Here is a 16,202-nt window from a genome sequence, read left to right on the forward strand (position 1 = left end):
CGCCCACTTCGGCGCCCATGCCCGCCAGCCCCGCCGCCACCAGCACGGAGAAGGGTTCGTATGGCCGTTTTCCGTCCGGCATCAGGAATCCGACCAGCTCGCGGGCCGCCACGGCCAGCCGCTGCTCGTCGACCACGTACCGTGCCGATATCGAACTGCCATCGCCGGCCCGGACCGACGCGCCCAGCCCGGTGCTCAGCTGGGAGACGTCAGGCCAGTATGTGGGGTCATTCGCGGTCCCGTTGATCAGATTGAGCAGGCGCTGCGCGAGGGGGGAGAGGTGCATGCCGATAGTTCCTGTCAGAGGTGGATCTGGCGGGTGATGGACGGGTCGGTGATGGTGGCGCAATCTATAGCAGCAGCGAATGACAAAACGTCGGTGGCGGCGGGCATACTGCACTCGACTCCGGCCGCACCGCCTCAGATCTTCGCGCTGCCCATCCGCCCCGAACCGTGGCCGACGTGCGCTTGGCTCATTGGATCGGGGGCGGCGTGCCGGGTGCGCCGGCTGCGGCGTTGGCGTAGCGGCGGGCCAGGTGCGCGAAGGCGTCCTTGAGCTCGGCCGGGCCGACGACCTCGATGTCGGCGTCGAACCTGCCGATGGTGGCGGCCAGGCCAGGCCATGACCACGAGCCCAGGACGAGCCGGCAGCGGTCCGGGCCGAGTTCCTCGACGACTCCGTCGCGGGTGTAGCGGGACACGGCGGCGGCGGGCAGGTCGAGGATCACCTCGCCGCGGCAGGGCCAGTTGCCAGAGCCGTCGGAGCCTCGGAACCTGCCGGCCACGAAGGCGGCCACCTCACCTCCGGGCAGCTCGCGCGGGGTGAAGCGGGGTCCTGTGGGGGTGCGCGGGGTGATCCGATCGGCACGGAAGGTGCGCCAGTCCTCACGGTCGAGGTCCCAGGCGACGAGGTACCAGCGCCCGCCCCAGGTGACGAGGTGATGGGGCTGCACCCGGCGCGGCGGGGTCTGCACGCCGTTGTCGTCCATCCCCGGTGGGGATGCGGGGGTGTAGTCGAAGCGCAGCACCTCGCGGGTGTGGACGGCGGCGCTGAGTGCCGCGAGCACGCTGCTGTCGACCTGTGGGGCCGGTTGGATCGCGGGCCGCTCGACGGCGGTGACCTGGAAGGTGTCGATCCGACGGCGCAGCCGTGCGGGCATGACCTGCCGGACGGTGTTCAGCGCGCGCGCCGCGGCTTCCTCGATGCCGGCACCAGTGGTGGTGGCGATCTGGAGTGCGATGGCCAGAGCGACGGCCTGCTCGTCGTCGAACAGCAACGGGGGCAGCTCCGTGCCGGCGTCGAGCCGGTACCCACCGTCGGGCCCCTTGAAGGCCACTATGGGATAGCCGAGCTCGCGCAGGCGGTCGACATCACGGCGCACGGTGCGCGGGCTGATGTCCAGCCGCTCGGCCAGCAGCGCCCCCGGCCAGTCCCGGCGCGTCTGGAGCAGCGAGAGCAACGACAGTAGTCGCGCTGAAGTCTTCGGCATGATCCCCATATTGCCCGGAGAAGCGGACACTCCCTGGCCGCTTCGCCTGCGACTGTTGTCGCGTGCCAGTCAACGACAACAACCCGAAGGACCCGAACGCCGTGACCGCCACCACCACGCCCCCCTCAACCCTCGACGCCGAGCGGGGCGACCTGCTCGCCGCGCTCGCGACCGCGCGATCCGCCCTGACCAACACCGTCCGCGGGCTCAGCGACGAGCAACTCGGCGAGCGCCCGACGGTCAGCGCGCTGTGCCTGGGCGGGCTGATCAAGCACGTCGCGTCCATCGAGGAAGGGTGGATGCGCTTCGTGGTCGAGGGTCCGTCGGCGATGCGCCACGACCTGCCCGACGGTGTCACCTGGGCCGACCTCGCGGCCGGTACCGCGCGCGAGGTCCCGCAGTGGGCGATCGACCACCAGAACGACTTCCGGATGCTGCCCGGGGAGACGTCGGCCGGGATCCTCGCGCGTTACGAGCAGGTCGCCGCCCGCAGCGAGGAGATCGTCGCCGCCGTCCCCGACCTGTCGGCGACGCACCCGATGCCGGAGGCACCCTGGAACGAGCCGGGAGCGGTGCGCAGCATGCGCCGGGTGCTGATGCACCTCATCGCCGAGACCGCCCAGCACGCCGGGCACGCCGACATCCTGCGCGAGACGCTCGACGGGCAGAGATCAACCTGATCGGTGACGGGGCCCCGCCGGATCGGGCATCGTCCTGACCGGTGTCATCCACCGGACCCAGTGGACCCCGGGCCGGGATTCACCACCCACTCGGGTCCTGCCTGAAATCGAAGGGAACGGCGTCACCGTGAAGATGCGCGAGCCGGGGCGGACCGGTATTCAGGTCAGCCCCTACCACCTGGGCACCATGATGTTCGGCCGGGTGGCCGACATCGACCAGACCGACCTGGTGCGCAGCGGCAAGATATGCATGATCGGCTTCTTTGACGCCCCGGTCTCGGAGATCGTCGAGGCGCGGTGGGTCGCCGACCGGCGCAATCTGCAGCGCTTCCGCACCGGGCAGTCCCCGTACTCGATCGTCAACCGCGGTATCGAGTGCGAGGTCCTGCCCACCTGTGAGCGCTATGGCAGGCCCATCGCCGGTGTGGAGTCCGCCGGCGATGGGCCTGCTCACCGGCCGCTACCGCAAAGGTCGGCCCGAGGCGCGGAACGCGCGGATGAACCGGGTGCCCCGGCACCTGACCGACGAGCGCGCTGCGGCATGAGCCGATGACCGTTCTCGACACCCGGGCGCTCAACCGCGCGACGCTCGCCCGACAGTTGCTGCTCGATCACGCAGACGTGCCGGTCCTCGACGCCGTCGCGCACCTGTGCGGCCTGCAGGCGCAGGAACCGCAGGAACCGTTCGTCGGGCTCTGGGCGCGGCTGCGCGCGTTCGACCCGGCGGTGCTCTCGGATCTGCTGATCCGGCGGAGCGTGGTGCGGACCCACCTCATGCGCCGCACCGTCCACCTCCTCGCCGCCGGCGACGCCCTGGCCTGGCGGGCCCGCCACGACATCATGCTGCGCCAACGGGTACTCGGGAACTACCGTCGCGAGCTCGCCGGGGTAGACCTCGACGAGCTCGCGGCGGCAGGCCGGGCGGTGATGGCCGACGACGAGCCCCGTTCGATGACCGAGCTCGCGCGGGCGCTGGCTGAGCGCTGGCCGGCGCCGGGACCGCGGGCGCTGGGCGAAATGCTGATCGCCGCCCTCGTCCCGGTGGCGCAGCTGCCGCCGCGCGGGGTGTGGCGCACAAGGGCGGGAGTGCGCAACGTCCTGCTCTCCTCCTGGCTGGGGCGCGAGATCGACCCGCCGGCCCCGAAGGGCTCCGATCCGGTCGGCGAAGCGCTGGTACGGCGCTATCTAGCCGCGTTCGGCCCCGCCGCCGCGGCCGACCTGCGCGCCTGGTGCGGCCTCGCCGGACTGCCGGCCGCGGTGGCCGCGATACGCGAGGAGCTGGTCACCTTCCGCGACGAGCGAGGCCGGGAGCTGCTGGACCTCCCCGACGCGCCGCGCCCCGACCCCGACACACCCGCCCCGGTGCGATTCCTGCCGGCGTTCGACAACGCGCTCCTCGGTTACCACGACCGCAGCCGGATCATCGACAACGCCCACCGCGGCCTGTCGGTCGCCGGTGCTCGCGTTGTCCTGGTCGACGGCCGGGTCGCCGCGACCTGGAGCGTCAAGGTCGGCACAGTGATCGTCACCCCGCTGCGCCGCTTCTCCCGAGCCGACCGCACCACCGTAGCCGAGCAGGGGCGGGCGCTGGCGTCGTTCCTCTCCGACAACGACAGCCAGCGCGTACAGATCGCCGCGTCTCCCCGCTGAGCGACACACCCGCGAGTTGCCTCCTCTGAGCACGGGTTCGGGTGGCGCGCTCCGGTTCACGCTGCCGAAGGGCCTGTACGGTCAGGCGCCTGTCCACGGCGGTAGGGGACCCACGCCGCCCCGAGCCTCAAGGTTCTCGTCGATCCCGGACCTGATCTGCCCCGGCCACGCCGACAGCGGCGGCGACGGCACCAAACGGCGATCAGGCCGGGCGCTCACCTCAGGCCGACTCTGACCAGGGCGGATGCTCGGCCACGGCCCCTGAATGCGGCGGATGAACCACGACGCCGAAAGTCGGCGATGTCCTGGTAGAGCACATCCGGACATCGCCGACCGCTCTGTGGCTTACAGCCGGTCGAGAAGCTCCTGCATCTGCTCGATCTCAGCCTGCTGGGCGCTCTCGATGGTTCTGGCGAGTTCCTTGGCCTTGGGATCGGCTCCGTCGCTCTGCTCGGTCTTGGCCATCGTGATCGCCCCCTTGTGATGGGCGATCATGAGTTCCGCGAACATCCGGTCGAACCGGGCGCCCTTTGCCTTCTGGAGCTTGACCATGTCCTCCTCGGTCATCATGCCGGGCATGACATGCCCACCGTGACCCTCCTCCGGGGCGGGAGCCTTCCAGAGGGACAACCAGTCGGTCATGGTGGCGATCTCCGGTCCCTGCGCGGCCTCGATCTTCGCCGCCAATTCCTTCACCTCCGGGTCGGAGGCGCGCGTCTCGGCCAGCTTGGCCATCTCCACGGCCTGCTCGTGATGCGGGATCATCATCTGTGCGAAGGTGACGTCAACGTCGTTGAAGGAGGCTTCCGACTTCTGGCTCGCGGTGGTGGCGGGAGCGTGAGCACTGCTGGTCGTGCCGGTGTGGCCGGTCATCGCGTTGTCCCCGCCTCCGCAGGCGGTGAGCAGCGCGAGGGCGCCGGCTCCCGCTGTGGCGGTCAGTGCGAGCCTGCGAAGGGCGGAGTGGTCGGCGAACATTTCCATGATCTCTTTTCGGTCGGTCGTATCTGCGTGTCGATCGTCGGCGGCCGGATTTTCGATGCCGTCCGCGGTGAAGATCGGCCTATAGCCGCAAAACCGAGAGACACGCCAGGCGTAGGGCCGTCCTGCGCGGGGGCGGGCGGGCGACGAGCGGCATCGACGAGGCATCGGCCGTTCGGGCCTGCGAGATTCGCCGCGTCCACATGGACGCCATACCGATGAGGAGAAGGAGGAAGGAGGTGAGTACGGCCAGGCAGACGGAGCTCGGATCAGGGGTGAGGGGAGTGTCATCAAGCCTTGAGATCAGTTGCCCGGCCCGGGGCATCAGAACGGGAAGGAGCATGGAGCGCGCCTCCGGCACTCCGTGCTCAGCGGTAGAGGCATGCTCGAAGGCGGCAGGCGTACCGCCGTGTCCCCGCTGATGGTCCAGATGCCCCAGCGTGTGCATCCCGGCGACGCCCAAAACCAGAGCGATCAGAAGAAGCCGGTGCGACACCCGCAACGCGAACCGGCGAGTTGAGCCGCCCATCGTCTTCCCTTCGCAGTCACGGTCTGGCTGGCCTTTCCGGGTATCCTACTATCTATGATAGTAGGATGATCCGGCGTAGGCATGCGGCAGGACGCCCTTACGGGGGCGAACAACGGAGAGGTATGCGCATGCCCCGCATGCCCATGACGGGATCCGACACCGACGTCCGGCCTCGCCGTGCGCGCCGCCATGTACCCCGGGCGACGCCGACGTACCCTCGGGGAAGCCTGACCGGGACTCCGGCGGTGGAACCAGTGGGCCATTCCCTCCGATTGGAGATCTCTCGGATCCGGGCATGGTGTCGCCAAGGAGAACGACGTGATGTGCGGCCCGGAAACGCCGCCGTGAGCCGAGCCTGCCGCTCGTCGGGCCTGGATGCCGACGGTGCCCTTCACCCGGGATCGCGTTTCGCGGGGGAATTCACGATTGGCGATAGGAGGGGTTCGATCTCGGCGCCCTCCGAGATGAAGGAGAAAGGCCCATGACAGATCACATGGACACCCGGCACGGCGCCGGCAAGGAGCGCAGCACTGCGGTCCTCGATGTCAGCGGACTGCGGTGGGCCACGGAGCAGAACGTCGTCGCGGCCCGGCTCGGCCGCCGTCCGGGAGTGCTGGAGGTGGAGGTCAACCCGGTCGCCCAGACGGCGACCGTGGTGTTCGACCCGACCCGCACCTGTCTGGCCGAGCTGCGCGCCTGGGTGATCGAATGCGGCTACCACTGCGCCGGTCAGTCAGTGCCCTCTCACATCTGTGATCCGATGACCGAGCCGGACCCGCCACCCTTCGACCACAAAGATCACCCTCCCACCTCCCACGGCACCACCACAGCGAAACAGCACGCACCCGGTCGCGACACCCGTGTGGACGACACAGCGCGGGCCGGGGCCGCCGGGCACGTGGATCATGGTGGGGTTGAGAGCGTGGCCGCTCCGCACGAGATGATGGGTCACGGCGGGATGTCGATGGCCGCGATGGTCGCCGACATGCGCAACCGGTTCCTGGTGGCGCTGCTGTTCTCCATTCCGATCGTGGTGTGGTCGCCGATCGGCACCGAAGTGCTCGGCCTGAACCTGCCGGTCCCGTTCGGGCTGCGCCAGGACGTGTGGGCGCTGCTGCTCAGCCTGCCGGTGATCTTCTACTCGTGCTGGATCTTCTTCACCGGGGCGGTGCGGGCGCTGCGCGCCGGCACCCTGGACATGATGGTGCTGGTCGCGGTGGCGGTCGGCGCGGGCTGGCTGTACTCGGTGATCGTGACCCTCACCGGCGGTGGTGAGGTGTTCTACGAGGCCGCCACCGTGCTGGCCGCCTTCGTGCTGCTGGGGCACTGGTTCGAGATGCGCGCCCGCGGCGGTGCCAACGACGCCGTCCGCGCCCTGCTCGACCTGGCCCCGCCCAAGGCGGTCGTCGTCCGCGACGGCGAACCGGTCGAGGTGCCCACCGCCGAGGTTCTCGAAGGCGACCTGCTGCTGGTCCGCCCCGGGGCGAAGATTCCGGTCGACGGGGTGGTCGAGGACGGCGAGAGCGAGGTGGACGAGTCCATGGTCACCGGCGAGAGCCTGCCGGTGCACAAGCAGCCGGGCTCCACGGTCATCGGCGCGACCATCAACCGCAACGGCACGCTGCGGATGCGCGCCACCAGGGTGGGCGCGGACACCGCCCTGGCGCAGATCGTCAAACTGGTGCAGCAGGCCCAGAACTCCAAGGCTCCTGGGCAACGGCTGGCCGACCGGGCGGCCTTCTGGCTGGTGCTGATGGCGCTGATCGGCGGTGCGCTGACCTTCGCCGCCTGGTTCCTGCTGGCCGGCCGGCCGTTCGGTGTGGCGATCCTGTTCGCCATCACCGTCGTGGTCATCACCTGCCCCGACGCGCTCGGCCTGGCCACCCCTACGGCGATCATGGTGGGTACGGGGCTCGGTGCCAAGCGGGGCGTGCTGTTCAAGAACGCGATCGCGCTGGAGACCTCCGCCCGCATCCAGGTGGTGGTGATGGACAAGACCGGCACCCTGACCAAGGGCGAACCAGAGGTCACCGACGTCATCACCGAGGGAATCGCCGCCGACGAGCTGCTGCGGTTGGTGGCCGCGGTGGAGCGGGAGTCCGAACACCCGCTGGCCGAGGCGATCGTCGGCCACGCCGACGCGCGCGGCCTGGAGGCGTTGCGGGCCGGGCGGTTCGAGAACGTGCCCGGGCACGGTGCCGTCGCCGAGGTGGCCGGGCACCGGGTGGCGGTGGGTAACCGGCGCCTGCTGGAGCGCGAGGGCGTGGATCTCGGCAAGCTGGCGGCTCACCGGGAGCAGGTGGCCGCCGGCGGCCGTACCGCGGTCATGGTCGCGGTCGACGGCACGGCCGCCGCGGTGATCGGCATCGCCGACGCCCCCAGGGAGACTTCGGCGGCGGCGGTGGCCGCCCTGCACGAGCTCGGCGTCGAGGTGGTCATGCTCACCGGCGACAACACCGCCACCGCCGAGCGAATCGCACGGCAACTGGGGATCGACACCGTGATCGCCGAGGTGCTGCCCGGCGACAAGGCGGCCAAGGTGACCGAGCTACAGGCCGGTGGCCGTAAGGTCGCCATGGTCGGTGACGGTGTCAACGACGCCCCCGCGCTGGCCCAGGCCGACCTGGGTATCGCCATCGGTGCCGGCACCGACGTCGCCATCGAGACCGCCGACGTCGTGCTCATGCGCTCCGACCCCCTCGACGTGCCCGCCGCGCTGCTCATCGGCCGGGGCACGCTGCGTAAGATGCGGCAGAACCTCGGGTGGGCGATCGGCTACAACGCGATCGCCCTGCCCATCGCCGCGGGCGTGTTCGAGCCCGCCTTCGGCCTGATGCTGCGCCCCGAGATCGCCGCGCTGTCCATGTCCGGTTCCAGCGTCATCGTCGCCGTCAACGCCCTCGCCCTCAAGCGGCTGCGGCTGCCCGCACCCTCGGGCACGCGCCAGGGCGCGGAAGAACCTCAGACGGCCGAGCACATGTAGTGACCCCATCTGGGCCTGGCCGGCCGTCGGGCACGGGTGAAGGCCGAAGGCGCGCCGCGGTCAGGTTCGGGAGTCCGCCGTCGAGACGCGGGAGGACGATTGTGATCAGCGGGTCAGCGCGAGAAGCGGCCGAGCAGCAGCGCCAGGCGCCGCTCGTGGCCCTCGTGCCGGAGCCTGCCGCCACGCATGAGCGTCATCAGTCCGTGCAGGCCTCCCCAGAGGGTCTCGGTGAGCAGGCCCAGGTCGTCCTCCCCGGCCAGTGGTCGTATGGCCTCGCGTAGCTCGTCGAAGGCCGCGTGCAGGGCGGCCGGTGCTTCGGGGCTGGCGAACGGCAGGTCGACGGCATGCGTGAACATCGCGTCGTACAACGCGGGTCGCTGCTCGGCGAACGCGGCGTACGCGGCGCCGACGTCGGCGAGGGCCCGGCGAGGGTCGGTCGCCGACGTACGGGCCGCGCGCAGCTCGATGGCCAGGTCGGCGAAGCCTTCCACCGCGACCGCCGCCATGATGGCGTCCTTGCCCTTGAAGTGGCTGTAGAGCACCGGCTGGCTGTACTCGACCCGTTCGGCGAGGCGACGGGTCGTCACCGCCTCCCAGCCCTCGGCCTCGACCAGTTCCCGGGCCGCTGCGATGATCAACCGCTCCCGCTCTGCCCGCTCACGCTCCCGGCGCGTTTGAATCGACATGAGGTTATTCTAGCATCACTAGCACTCCTATCAACGCTATGCTAGCGTCGATCGTGTTCCTAGCGCTGATAGCAGTCGGAGAAGATCATGCTTGCCCCCCTCGCCTATGGCCTGGCCGTCGTACTCAACCTCTTCGTCATCTTCATCGGTGTCCGGTTCCTCCTGGCGCCCCGGGCCGCAGCCGCCGGCTATGGCGTCCCTGCCAAGCACGACGGCGACGCCGCCTACCTGACCATCAAGGGACTGCGCGACGCCGGCTACGGCATCCTCGGCCTAGCCCTGCTCGCCTTCGCCGGTGCCCACGCCGAGGCCTGGTACATGCTGGTCGTCGCCCTCCTCCCGCTCGGTGACACCGTCATCGTCCTGCGCCACGGCGGTACCAAGGCCGCCGCCTTCGGTATCCACTTCGCCACCGCCGTGGTGGTGCTCATCAACGCCGCCTTGCTCTTCGCTCTCTGAAGATCAGAAACTGTCTTCGAACGGAAATGCTCGCCCCAGGCAAGGAGTCACACAGATGTCGCTGATCACGCCGGACTTCGACGAGTCCGTGATCGTCCGCTCCGCCAAGGCCGAAGTGATCGGCCAGGCCCCGACCACCATCCGGCTACTGGCCGACAGCAGCTCCACCGGCGGCGCGCTGTCCACCCAGCGGGTGACCCTGACCGACGGCGCCGACGGCGCCAAGCCGCACCACCACTCCAACTCGGCCGAGCTGTTCTACATGCTGGACGGCACCGCCCAACTGCTGTCCGGCGAGCAGGTCGTGACCGCCCAGCGCGGTGATCTGGTCATCGTGCCGCCCGGTGTCGCACACGCCTTCGCCGCCGCACCGGGACAGGACGCCGACATCCTCATCGTCATCACCCCCGGCGTCGAACGGTTCGAATACTTCCGCCATCTGGAGCGCATCGCCTACGGGAAGGTGCCGCCCGAAAGCCTGCTGGAGGTCCAGGAGCTCTACGACACCTACTTCCTCAACAGCGCGACCTGGAACCAGGCCAGAGCCTGAAACCGCCGGTGAGCAACTGACAAGCTCAAGAAACGAGAGGCGACACGTCTTGGATCGCTCATCATGACCGTTCCCAACCTGTCTGATCTGCGCGACGGGATACGCCGGCGGGCCGGCGCGCGTCCCCAAGGCCCTGCACTGACCTATGTGGAAGATCTCGAAGGACCGAACGGGTTGCGGTTGCGCCACTACCGGCCGTCGGGCAAGGAACGGCCGCTGGTGGTGTTCGCGCACGGTGGTGCCTGGGTGATCGGTGATCTGGACACACATGACCGGACCTGCCGGCGCGTCGCCGACGCCTGCGACGTGGAGGTCCTGGCCGTGGGCTATCGGCTGGCACCCGAGCATCCGTATCCCGAGGCCATCGACGACGTGGCGGAGGTGGTGCGCTGGGCCGGACCGGTTGCGGTGGCAGGCGACAGCGCGGGCGGCTATCTGGCGACCATGGCCTGCTTGCGGCTGCGGGATGCCGGAGAGCCGCTGCCCGCCGTACAGATCCTGATCTGTCCCAACACGGACCTGACGTTGTCGCAGCCCAGTGTCGAAGAGAAGGGGTCCGGTTACGGGCGGGACGCCGACTTCCTCGCCTGGGCCGTCACGCAGTGGACGCCCGATCCCGCCATGCGCGCTCAGGCGAGCCCTCTGCTGGTGTCTGATCTGTACGGCCTGCCGGACGCGCTCATCGTGACCGCCGAGCACGACGCACTACGTGACGAAGGCGACGCCTATGCCCGGCGGCTGGCCCAGGCAGGTGTGCGCGTGGTGCACCGGCAGGAGGCCGGACTGGTGCACGGATTCATCCAGAATATGGACCTGACCTCTCGCGAGGCGGCCGCTGCCCAAGACCGGCTGTTCACCGATGTCGCAGCGCTGCTCCACAGGTAACGATCACGCTGATGACCCGTCGGCTCACCCGCAGGCGGCCCCAGTGATCCTGGAGCATCCGGCACACGCTTCACGCGTGAGCGATGAGTTCGGGCGGCGGATCGGGCCTGCCCTGGCATGACTCGATCATCGCTGACATCTCGGTCTCCCTCGACCCCGGCCCGGGCAGTTGAACATCTTTGGCCGGCCAGATCCCGACCCGGCGGAGAGCAGGCCGGTCAGGGCGAGCACGCGCAGGGGGTGAACAGGAGCCCGGCCACGCGTCAGGAGCCGTCGAGGCTCGACAGCCCGTTGACCGCGATCTCGATCCCCCGCCGGCCGGAGGCCAGGACGTCCTCGTTGGAGCCGCCCTGCTGCTGGGCGACCAGCCCCGCCACGGCCAGTGCGCCCATGAAGCTGCCGACCGCCGCGCCTGCCGCCACGGGATCCAGTTCGGGGTAGACCTCGCACAGGGCCTCGGCCAGCAGGGGCTGCCCCTCGAGCATGAGCGTCAGCCCGCGTGCCCGCAGCGCGGGCTCGGTGAACATCAGCCGCGTCCGCAGCGGCGACAGCGCGAAGTCCAACTCGTCGTCCCCGGCCAGGCTGCGCACCAGGGCCTCGAACATCCGGCTCAGCAGATCCCCCAGGGGCTCTCCCGGTTTCCGCCCGGCGATCACGTCGAGCATGACCTGCCAGCGATCCTCGGCGTGCAGGAAGAGCACATCCTCCTTGCTGGCGAAGTACGCGAAGAAGGTCCTGGGCGCCACGTCGGCCGCCGCGGCGATCTCGGCGATGGTGGTCTGCTCGTAGCCTTGCTCGCCGAACAGCCGCACCGCGGCCTCCAGTAGCGCGCGGCGGGTGCGGACCTTCTTGCGTTCGCGATGACCTTCCACGGCGCCACCCTACCGCACACCCTGCGTTTATGCATAGGTTGCAATTTCGCAATCTGTGCGCTTTTCTGGGAGGCATGGAAACCCTTGAGACGCTGCCGCTCGAGCGGGGGGACCCGTTCGAGCCGCCTGCCGTACTGAAAGAGCTCCACGGACCGCCGCACCCGATGACCTACGCCGACGGGCGGCCCGGTTGGCTGGTCACCGGCTACACCGAGGCACGCGCGGTGCTCGACGACCCGCGCTTCAGCAACACCTCGCACCCGTCGGTAACGCAATCTCGACCCGGCCCGTGTCGTCGCACCGCGTCGTCGACCTCGCCGCGTCCCGGCTGCATCAGTACTGAACACACAACCCTAGAAGGGTGTGAACGATGAAGGTATGTCTGGTCACCGGAGCCTCGTCCGGGATCGGTATGACGACCGCACTCGACCTGCTGCGCGCGGGTCACGTGGTCTACGGCGCCGCGCGGCGCGTGCACAAGATGGAGGCCATCCGCGCCGCCGGCGGCCACGCGCTCCAGATGGACGCACGCTCTCATGAGGACCTCGACCGGACGGTCGACACCGTCCTCACGCAGCAGGGGCGGATCGACGTCCTGATCAACAACGCCGGGACGGTCCTGCACGGCGCCGTCGAGGACGTGGCGCTGGACCAGGCGCGCGACCAGTTCGAGGTCAACCTCTTCGCGCCGGCCAGGCTCGTCCAACTCGTCCTGCCACACATGCGCGCGCAGCGGTCCGGCACGACCGTCAACATCTCCTCGATCGGCGGCGAGATCGCGCTGCCGCTCGGCTCCTGGTACTACGCCGCCAAGCACGCACTCGAGGCCTTCTCGGACACGCTGCGCATGGAGGTCGGGCCGTTCGGGATCGACGTTGTGATCATCCAGCCCGGCATCATCAAGACCGAGTTCGAGGACCACACCGCCGCCCAGTTGAGGGAGATCTCCGGCAACGGGGCCTACCGGGCCATGGCAGAGGCCATGGCCCGGCGCAGCGAGACCGGCCTCAGTGACGGCTCCGACTCCGACGTCGTCGCACAGGCCATCCGGCAGGCGATCGAGTCCGATCGGCCGGAAACCCGCTACGCGGTCGGCTGGATGGCAGACAAGCTCCTGGAACTCAACCGGACACTGCCAGACCGCGAATTCGACGAACTAGCCACACGCACGCTCAGGTAGCCGGACCACCGTGGCCGTATCGCGATGGCAAAGCACCTGCTCGGCCAAGCCGGATCAGGAGACGGTACGGGAGCCGTCATCCCTCGTCGCACGGGGAGCAGCGGGATAGCCGGCCGAGACGTACCGGCGGTACACGATGCGCCAGCCGCGGTCCGTCTCGCACCAGCGGTCGTGGTACCAGCCGTGGGTGACCACCGCCGGGCCTTTCGCCAACGGGCCTTCGCCCCGCACCGTGGACGATGTCCTTCGGCTTGGCTCGCACCATGCGTTCCGGGGTCCGGTAGGCGCGGATCGATATGGCATTGCCGTGCAACCGGCAAAGGGGGAGCAGACCGCCTGGTGCTCATCGCGGTGAGCGGCGTAGGCGGGCAGGACGTCGGCCTGTTCCATGGCGAGGATGCTGTGGGGAACCCTCGAATCCAAGTGTCGGAAGAAGATCGGCGGTTGTGTCGATCCACGACATTCCCGTTCGACCTAGAAGTGAGAGGGTCCGAGAGAGGGGCCCGGACAACCCAGGGAGACAGAACAATGAAGTACATGCTGGTCATGCGCGCCACCGACGAGGCCTACGCGGGGATGGCGGACATCGACTTCAACGAGATGCTCGAGACCATCGGCAAGTACAACGACGAGATGATCCGGGCCGGCGTGCTGGTCGCCGCAGAGGGACTCGACGACGCCGCCGAGGGAGTGGTCGTCGACTACTCCTCCGAGCCGCCCGTGGTCACCGACGGCCCGTACGGCGAGACCAAGGAGCTGTTCGGCGGGTTCTACATCCTCAACGTGGCGTCGAAGGAGGAGGCCGTCGAGTGGGCCAAGCGGTCGCCGATCACCGGCCCGGGCTTCAAGACCGAGATCCGCCGGGTCACCACGATCGACGAGTTCCCGCAGGACAACGAATGGATCCAGAAGGAGCGGGCGTGGCGCGAAGCCACCGGTCAGTTCTGAGCGGATCGACAGGAGATGGCCGATCCCACCGGCCGTGAGGCCGTTGCCGCCGTCTGGCGGATCGAGTCCGCACGGATCGTCGGTGCGCTCGCGCGGTACACCGGCGACTTCGCGCTGGCCGAGGACCTCGCCCAGGAGGCGCTGGCCGAGGCACTCGTGACCTGGCCACGCGACGGCGTACCCCGCAACCCCGCGGGGTGGTTGCTCACCGTCGGCCGGCGCCGCGCGATCGACGCGTTCCGCCGGCGCTCCGCTCTTGACGAGAGGTACGCCGCCCTCGCCCACAACCTGAGCGAGGGTGATGTCGTCTCGGGGAGCGCACCCGCCGATTCGGCCCGGGGCGCCGAGGACGTGCTGTGGGATCCGGACCAGATCGATGACGACGTGCTCGCGTTGATGTTCATCTCCTGCCACCCCGTGCTGTCGCGGGAGGCGAGGGTAGCGCTCGCCCTGCGGGTGGTCGGCGGTCTGACGAGCGACGAGATCGCCAAGGCGTTTCTCGTTCCGGCCGCCACCGTGCAGGCCCGGATCACTCGGGCGAAGAAGACCCTCGGGGCGGCCCGGGTGCCGTTTAAGGTGCCGTCGGCCGAGGAACGGACCGAGCGGCTCGGCTCGGTGCTCAGCGTGGTCTACCTGATCTTCACCGAAGGGTCCTCGGCCAGCTCCGGTGACGATCTGATCCGACTCGACCTCGCGAGCGAGGCACAGCGCCTCGCCCGGGTGCTGAGCCGTCTGGTGCCGGACGAGCCCGAGGTCCACGGCCTGCTGGCGCTGCTCGAGCTGACTGCGGCGCGCTTCCCCTCCCGCACCGGGCCGGACGGCGAGCCGGTGCTGCTGGAGCACCAGGACCGCCGCCGCTGGGACCGCGCCGCGATCCGCCGGGGGCGAGCCGCCCTGGCCCGCGCGGAGCGGGTCGGCCGGGGCCTGGGCGCCTACGGCTTGCAGGCGGCGATCGCCGAATGCCATGCCGTCGCTCCGTCGGTCGACGCGACGAACTGGGAGCGCATCGTGCTCATCTACGAGGCGCTTGGCCGGCTCGCGCCGTCACCGGTGGTCGACCTCAACCGGGCGGTGGCGGTCTCTATGGCCCAGGGACCGGCTGCAGCGCTGCCGATCGTGGACGAGCTGGTGGCCGCCGAGGCGCTGTCGAACTCGCACCTGCTGCCGAGCGTTCGTGGGGAACTGCTCATCCGCCTGGGCCGCACCGGCGAGGCGCGCACCGAACTGGAACTCGCCGTACGGCTGTGCGGCAACGAGCGCGAGCGGGCGGTGCTGGAGCGTAAACTCGCCGACCTCGGCTGACCGGCCCGGAAGCCCTTGGCACGGTCGCGAAACAGGCGGTGGAAGGCGTCGTGATGGCTCGCGGGGGAAGCCTTCCAGACTGACCCACCGCGGCCGGCCGCGCGCTCGGGCGCCTGGCCGACCCCCTGCGGCCCCGGTGGACGAACCCGTTACCGTACCTGGTGGGGGCTGACTCCCGCTACGGTCAGGCCGAGTAGTCGGCCTGCCTCGGCGGCGGGATCCGGGTGGTGTTCCGTGGCCAGGGCGATGCCCTGGCGCATCAGGGTCGCGCAAAGGGTGCATGCCCCGGCCGGGACGTTGACGACTGCCGACACCGGCCGGCTCCTCGGCCGGGCCCAACCTCCCGCCGGGGGTGTCGGGCTGTGATTTGATCTTGGCCGACATCTCGGCTGGACCCGGATCCGAGCCGGTTTACTCCCCGGCAGGGCCGATCGGCGTCGCGGGCTTGCGGGGCAGGCGGGCACGTACCCAGTCGAAGATCGACGGCCCGCCCGCGAAGCACCACAGCGCCACAACCGGGTCGCAGACGGCGCAGCCGAAGGAGGAATGCTCGGCGAAGGGGAGGATGGGGTTCCCCTTGAGGTGGTGCAGGACGTCCCAGGCGGTGTGGAGCAGCCAGCCGATGCCGATCCAGGTCCAGCTCCTGAGCCCTCGGTAGGCGACATAGGTCATGACGACCGGCAGGACGAACTCCCAGTACCCGAGTCCGCCCCCGCTGAGGTAGGCGGCGCCCGCACCGCCGACCAGCACGGCGTTGACCTGGCGTCGATGCGGCTCGGGGATCAGGGATATGAGGGAAACGCAGATCAGCCCGATGACGATCGGCATGACGATGGACATGGGGTGTGGCAATCCGTTCTGAGGTAGGGGTGCTTCAGCCAGGTCAGGGCGGCGGCCATAGGGGCGAAACCGTCATACAGAACGACCTGTGCATGCATCAGCGCTGCTCCTTCTTCGCCTGCGCGGATCTCGCAGCGCAAGGCTAGACCGGCCGTCCTCGGCTCCCCATG

Annotated in this window: 19 protein-coding genes; 11 read left to right on the top strand and 8 right to left on the bottom strand. The window is 69.6% G+C overall.

Annotation, left to right across the window (positions count from 1 at the left end):
• Together ABZU75_RS31555 and ABZU75_RS31560 are read right to left on the bottom strand one after the other, a co-directional pair.
• On the bottom strand, nt 1-286 hold a 286-nt coding region (locus ABZU75_RS31555; RefSeq protein ID WP_355562093.1), incomplete at its 3' end, for a hypothetical protein.
• A gap of 187 nt (nt 287-473) precedes the next feature.
• Complete coding sequence (locus tag ABZU75_RS31560; protein ID WP_355562096.1) at nt 474-1,490, bottom strand: YafY family protein; 1,017 nt, start codon at nt 1,488-1,490, stop codon at nt 474-476.
• A 62-nt stretch (nt 1,491-1,552) separates the two neighbouring features.
• Between ABZU75_RS31560 and ABZU75_RS31565 the strand changes: the two genes are divergently transcribed.
• The 3 genes from ABZU75_RS31565 to ABZU75_RS31575 all read left to right on the top strand — a co-directional run bounded on the left by ABZU75_RS31565 (nt 1,553) and on the right by ABZU75_RS31575 (nt 3,820).
• On the top strand, nt 1,553-2,170 hold the full coding sequence (locus tag ABZU75_RS31565; RefSeq protein ID WP_355562099.1) for a DinB family protein: 618 nt from the start codon (nt 1,553-1,555) through the stop codon (nt 2,168-2,170).
• 127 nt (nt 2,171-2,297) lie between these two features.
• Nucleotides 2,298-2,723, top strand: coding sequence for a hypothetical protein (locus tag ABZU75_RS31570; protein ID WP_355562102.1), 426 nt, complete (start codon nt 2,298-2,300; stop codon nt 2,721-2,723).
• Complete coding sequence (locus tag ABZU75_RS31575) at nt 2,720-3,820, top strand: winged helix DNA-binding domain-containing protein (RefSeq protein WP_355562105.1); 1,101 nt, start codon at nt 2,720-2,722, stop codon at nt 3,818-3,820. Before ABZU75_RS31570 ends, ABZU75_RS31575 begins: the two co-directional genes overlap by 4 nt.
• 345 nt (nt 3,821-4,165) lie before the next feature.
• Here ABZU75_RS31575 and ABZU75_RS31580 read toward each other — a convergent pair whose 3' ends face one another.
• Nucleotides 4,166-4,801 carry a DUF305 domain-containing protein gene (locus ABZU75_RS31580; protein ID WP_355562108.1) on the bottom strand — a complete coding sequence of 212 codons (636 nt, stop codon included), beginning with the start codon at nt 4,799-4,801 and terminating at the stop codon, nt 4,166-4,168.
• A 1,007-nt stretch (nt 4,802-5,808) separates the two neighbouring features.
• Between ABZU75_RS31580 and ABZU75_RS31585 the strand changes: the two genes are divergently transcribed.
• On the top strand, nt 5,809-8,310 hold the full coding sequence (locus ABZU75_RS31585) for a heavy metal translocating P-type ATPase (RefSeq protein ID WP_355562112.1): 2,502 nt from the start codon (nt 5,809-5,811) through the stop codon (nt 8,308-8,310).
• A gap of 113 nt (nt 8,311-8,423) precedes the next feature.
• Here the strand turns inward: ABZU75_RS31585 and ABZU75_RS31590 are convergent, their stop codons facing one another.
• Entirely contained in the window at nt 8,424-8,996 is a 573-nt protein-coding gene (locus tag ABZU75_RS31590; RefSeq protein ID WP_355562114.1) for a TetR/AcrR family transcriptional regulator, read from the bottom strand.
• A gap of 87 nt (nt 8,997-9,083) precedes the next feature.
• Here ABZU75_RS31590 and ABZU75_RS31595 point away from each other — a divergent pair, with 87 nt between their 5' ends.
• From ABZU75_RS31595 to ABZU75_RS31605, 3 genes are all read left to right on the top strand, one after another.
• Nucleotides 9,084-9,455, top strand: a complete 372-nt coding sequence (locus ABZU75_RS31595; RefSeq protein ID WP_350926889.1) for a DUF4267 domain-containing protein — start codon at nt 9,084-9,086, stop codon at nt 9,453-9,455.
• A gap of 55 nt (nt 9,456-9,510) precedes the next feature.
• Nucleotides 9,511-10,005 (top strand): cupin domain-containing protein, encoded by a 495-nt coding sequence (locus tag ABZU75_RS31600; protein WP_355562117.1) that lies wholly within the window; start codon nt 9,511-9,513, stop codon nt 10,003-10,005.
• 63 nt (nt 10,006-10,068) lie between these two features.
• Nucleotides 10,069-10,890, top strand: a complete 822-nt coding sequence (locus ABZU75_RS31605; protein WP_355562120.1) for an alpha/beta hydrolase — start codon at nt 10,069-10,071, stop codon at nt 10,888-10,890.
• A 263-nt stretch (nt 10,891-11,153) separates the two neighbouring features.
• On the opposite strand, the gene ABZU75_RS31610 is transcribed toward ABZU75_RS31605, so the two are convergent.
• Nucleotides 11,154-11,762 carry a TetR/AcrR family transcriptional regulator gene (locus ABZU75_RS31610; RefSeq protein WP_355562122.1) on the bottom strand — a complete coding sequence of 203 codons (609 nt, stop codon included), beginning with the start codon at nt 11,760-11,762 and terminating at the stop codon, nt 11,154-11,156.
• Between the two features lie 74 nt (nt 11,763-11,836).
• Between ABZU75_RS31610 and ABZU75_RS31615 the strand changes: the two genes are divergently transcribed.
• Both ABZU75_RS31615 and ABZU75_RS31620 read left to right on the top strand, forming a co-directional pair.
• Nucleotides 11,837-12,136, top strand: a complete 300-nt coding sequence (locus tag ABZU75_RS31615) for a hypothetical protein (RefSeq protein WP_355562125.1) — start codon at nt 11,837-11,839, stop codon at nt 12,134-12,136.
• Nucleotides 12,133-12,942: an oxidoreductase gene (locus ABZU75_RS31620; protein ID WP_355562128.1), complete on the top strand. Its 810-nt coding sequence runs from the start codon at nt 12,133-12,135 to the stop codon at nt 12,940-12,942. Before ABZU75_RS31615 ends, ABZU75_RS31620 begins: the two co-directional genes overlap by 4 nt.
• Nucleotides 12,943-12,996: 54 nt before the next feature.
• On the opposite strand, the gene ABZU75_RS31625 is transcribed toward ABZU75_RS31620, so the two are convergent.
• On the bottom strand, nt 12,997-13,155 hold the full coding sequence (locus tag ABZU75_RS31625) for a hypothetical protein (RefSeq protein ID WP_355562131.1): 159 nt from the start codon (nt 13,153-13,155) through the stop codon (nt 12,997-12,999).
• A gap of 315 nt (nt 13,156-13,470) precedes the next feature.
• Between ABZU75_RS31625 and ABZU75_RS31630 the strand changes: the two genes are divergently transcribed.
• On the top strand, nt 13,471-13,890 hold the full coding sequence (locus ABZU75_RS31630) for a YciI family protein (protein ID WP_355562134.1): 420 nt from the start codon (nt 13,471-13,473) through the stop codon (nt 13,888-13,890).
• A 15-nt stretch (nt 13,891-13,905) separates the two neighbouring features.
• Nucleotides 13,906-15,192, top strand: a complete 1,287-nt coding sequence (locus ABZU75_RS31635; RefSeq protein ID WP_355562137.1) for a sigma-70 family RNA polymerase sigma factor — start codon at nt 13,906-13,908, stop codon at nt 15,190-15,192.
• Nucleotides 15,193-15,341: 149 nt separating this feature from the next.
• On the opposite strand, the gene ABZU75_RS31640 is transcribed toward ABZU75_RS31635, so the two are convergent.
• Nucleotides 15,342-15,506, bottom strand: coding sequence for a hypothetical protein (locus ABZU75_RS31640; RefSeq protein WP_355562140.1), 165 nt, complete (start codon nt 15,504-15,506; stop codon nt 15,342-15,344).
• A gap of 97 nt (nt 15,507-15,603) precedes the next feature.
• Nucleotides 15,604-16,032, bottom strand: coding sequence for a DUF6010 family protein (locus tag ABZU75_RS31645; RefSeq protein ID WP_355562143.1), 429 nt, complete (start codon nt 16,030-16,032; stop codon nt 15,604-15,606).
• Nucleotides 16,033-16,202 lie beyond the last annotated feature (170 nt).

The sequence above is a fragment of the Streptosporangium sp. NPDC005286 genome, assembly GCF_040607515.1.
GTDB lineage: Bacteria > Actinomycetota > Actinomycetes > Streptosporangiales > Streptosporangiaceae > Streptosporangium.

Bases quoted from the DNA above. Each gene is read 5' to 3' on its own strand.
- ABZU75_RS31560 (WP_355562096.1), bottom strand. From the start codon at position 1,490: ATGCCGAAGACTTCAGCGCGACTACTGTCGTTGCTCTCGCTGCTCCAG.
- ABZU75_RS31575 (WP_355562105.1), top strand. From the start codon at position 2,720: ATGACCGTTCTCGACACCCGGGCGCTCAACCGCGCGACGCTCGCCCGA.
- ABZU75_RS31580 (WP_355562108.1), bottom strand. From the start codon at position 4,801: ATGGAAATGTTCGCCGACCACTCCGCCCTTCGCAGGCTCGCACTGACC.
- ABZU75_RS31585 (WP_355562112.1), top strand. From the start codon at position 5,809: ATGACAGATCACATGGACACCCGGCACGGCGCCGGCAAGGAGCGCAGC.
- ABZU75_RS31590 (WP_355562114.1), bottom strand. From the start codon at position 8,996: ATGTCGATTCAAACGCGCCGGGAGCGTGAGCGGGCAGAGCGGGAGCGG.
- ABZU75_RS31595 (WP_350926889.1), top strand. From the start codon at position 9,084: ATGCTTGCCCCCCTCGCCTATGGCCTGGCCGTCGTACTCAACCTCTTC.
- ABZU75_RS31600 (WP_355562117.1), top strand. From the start codon at position 9,511: ATGTCGCTGATCACGCCGGACTTCGACGAGTCCGTGATCGTCCGCTCC.
- ABZU75_RS31605 (WP_355562120.1), top strand. From the start codon at position 10,069: ATGACCGTTCCCAACCTGTCTGATCTGCGCGACGGGATACGCCGGCGG.
- ABZU75_RS31615 (WP_355562125.1), top strand. From the start codon at position 11,837: ATGGAAACCCTTGAGACGCTGCCGCTCGAGCGGGGGGACCCGTTCGAG.
- ABZU75_RS31620 (WP_355562128.1), top strand. From the start codon at position 12,133: ATGAAGGTATGTCTGGTCACCGGAGCCTCGTCCGGGATCGGTATGACG.
- ABZU75_RS31630 (WP_355562134.1), top strand. From the start codon at position 13,471: ATGAAGTACATGCTGGTCATGCGCGCCACCGACGAGGCCTACGCGGGG.
- ABZU75_RS31635 (WP_355562137.1), top strand. From the start codon at position 13,906: ATGGCCGATCCCACCGGCCGTGAGGCCGTTGCCGCCGTCTGGCGGATC.
- ABZU75_RS31645 (WP_355562143.1), bottom strand. From the start codon at position 16,032: ATGTCCATCGTCATGCCGATCGTCATCGGGCTGATCTGCGTTTCCCTC.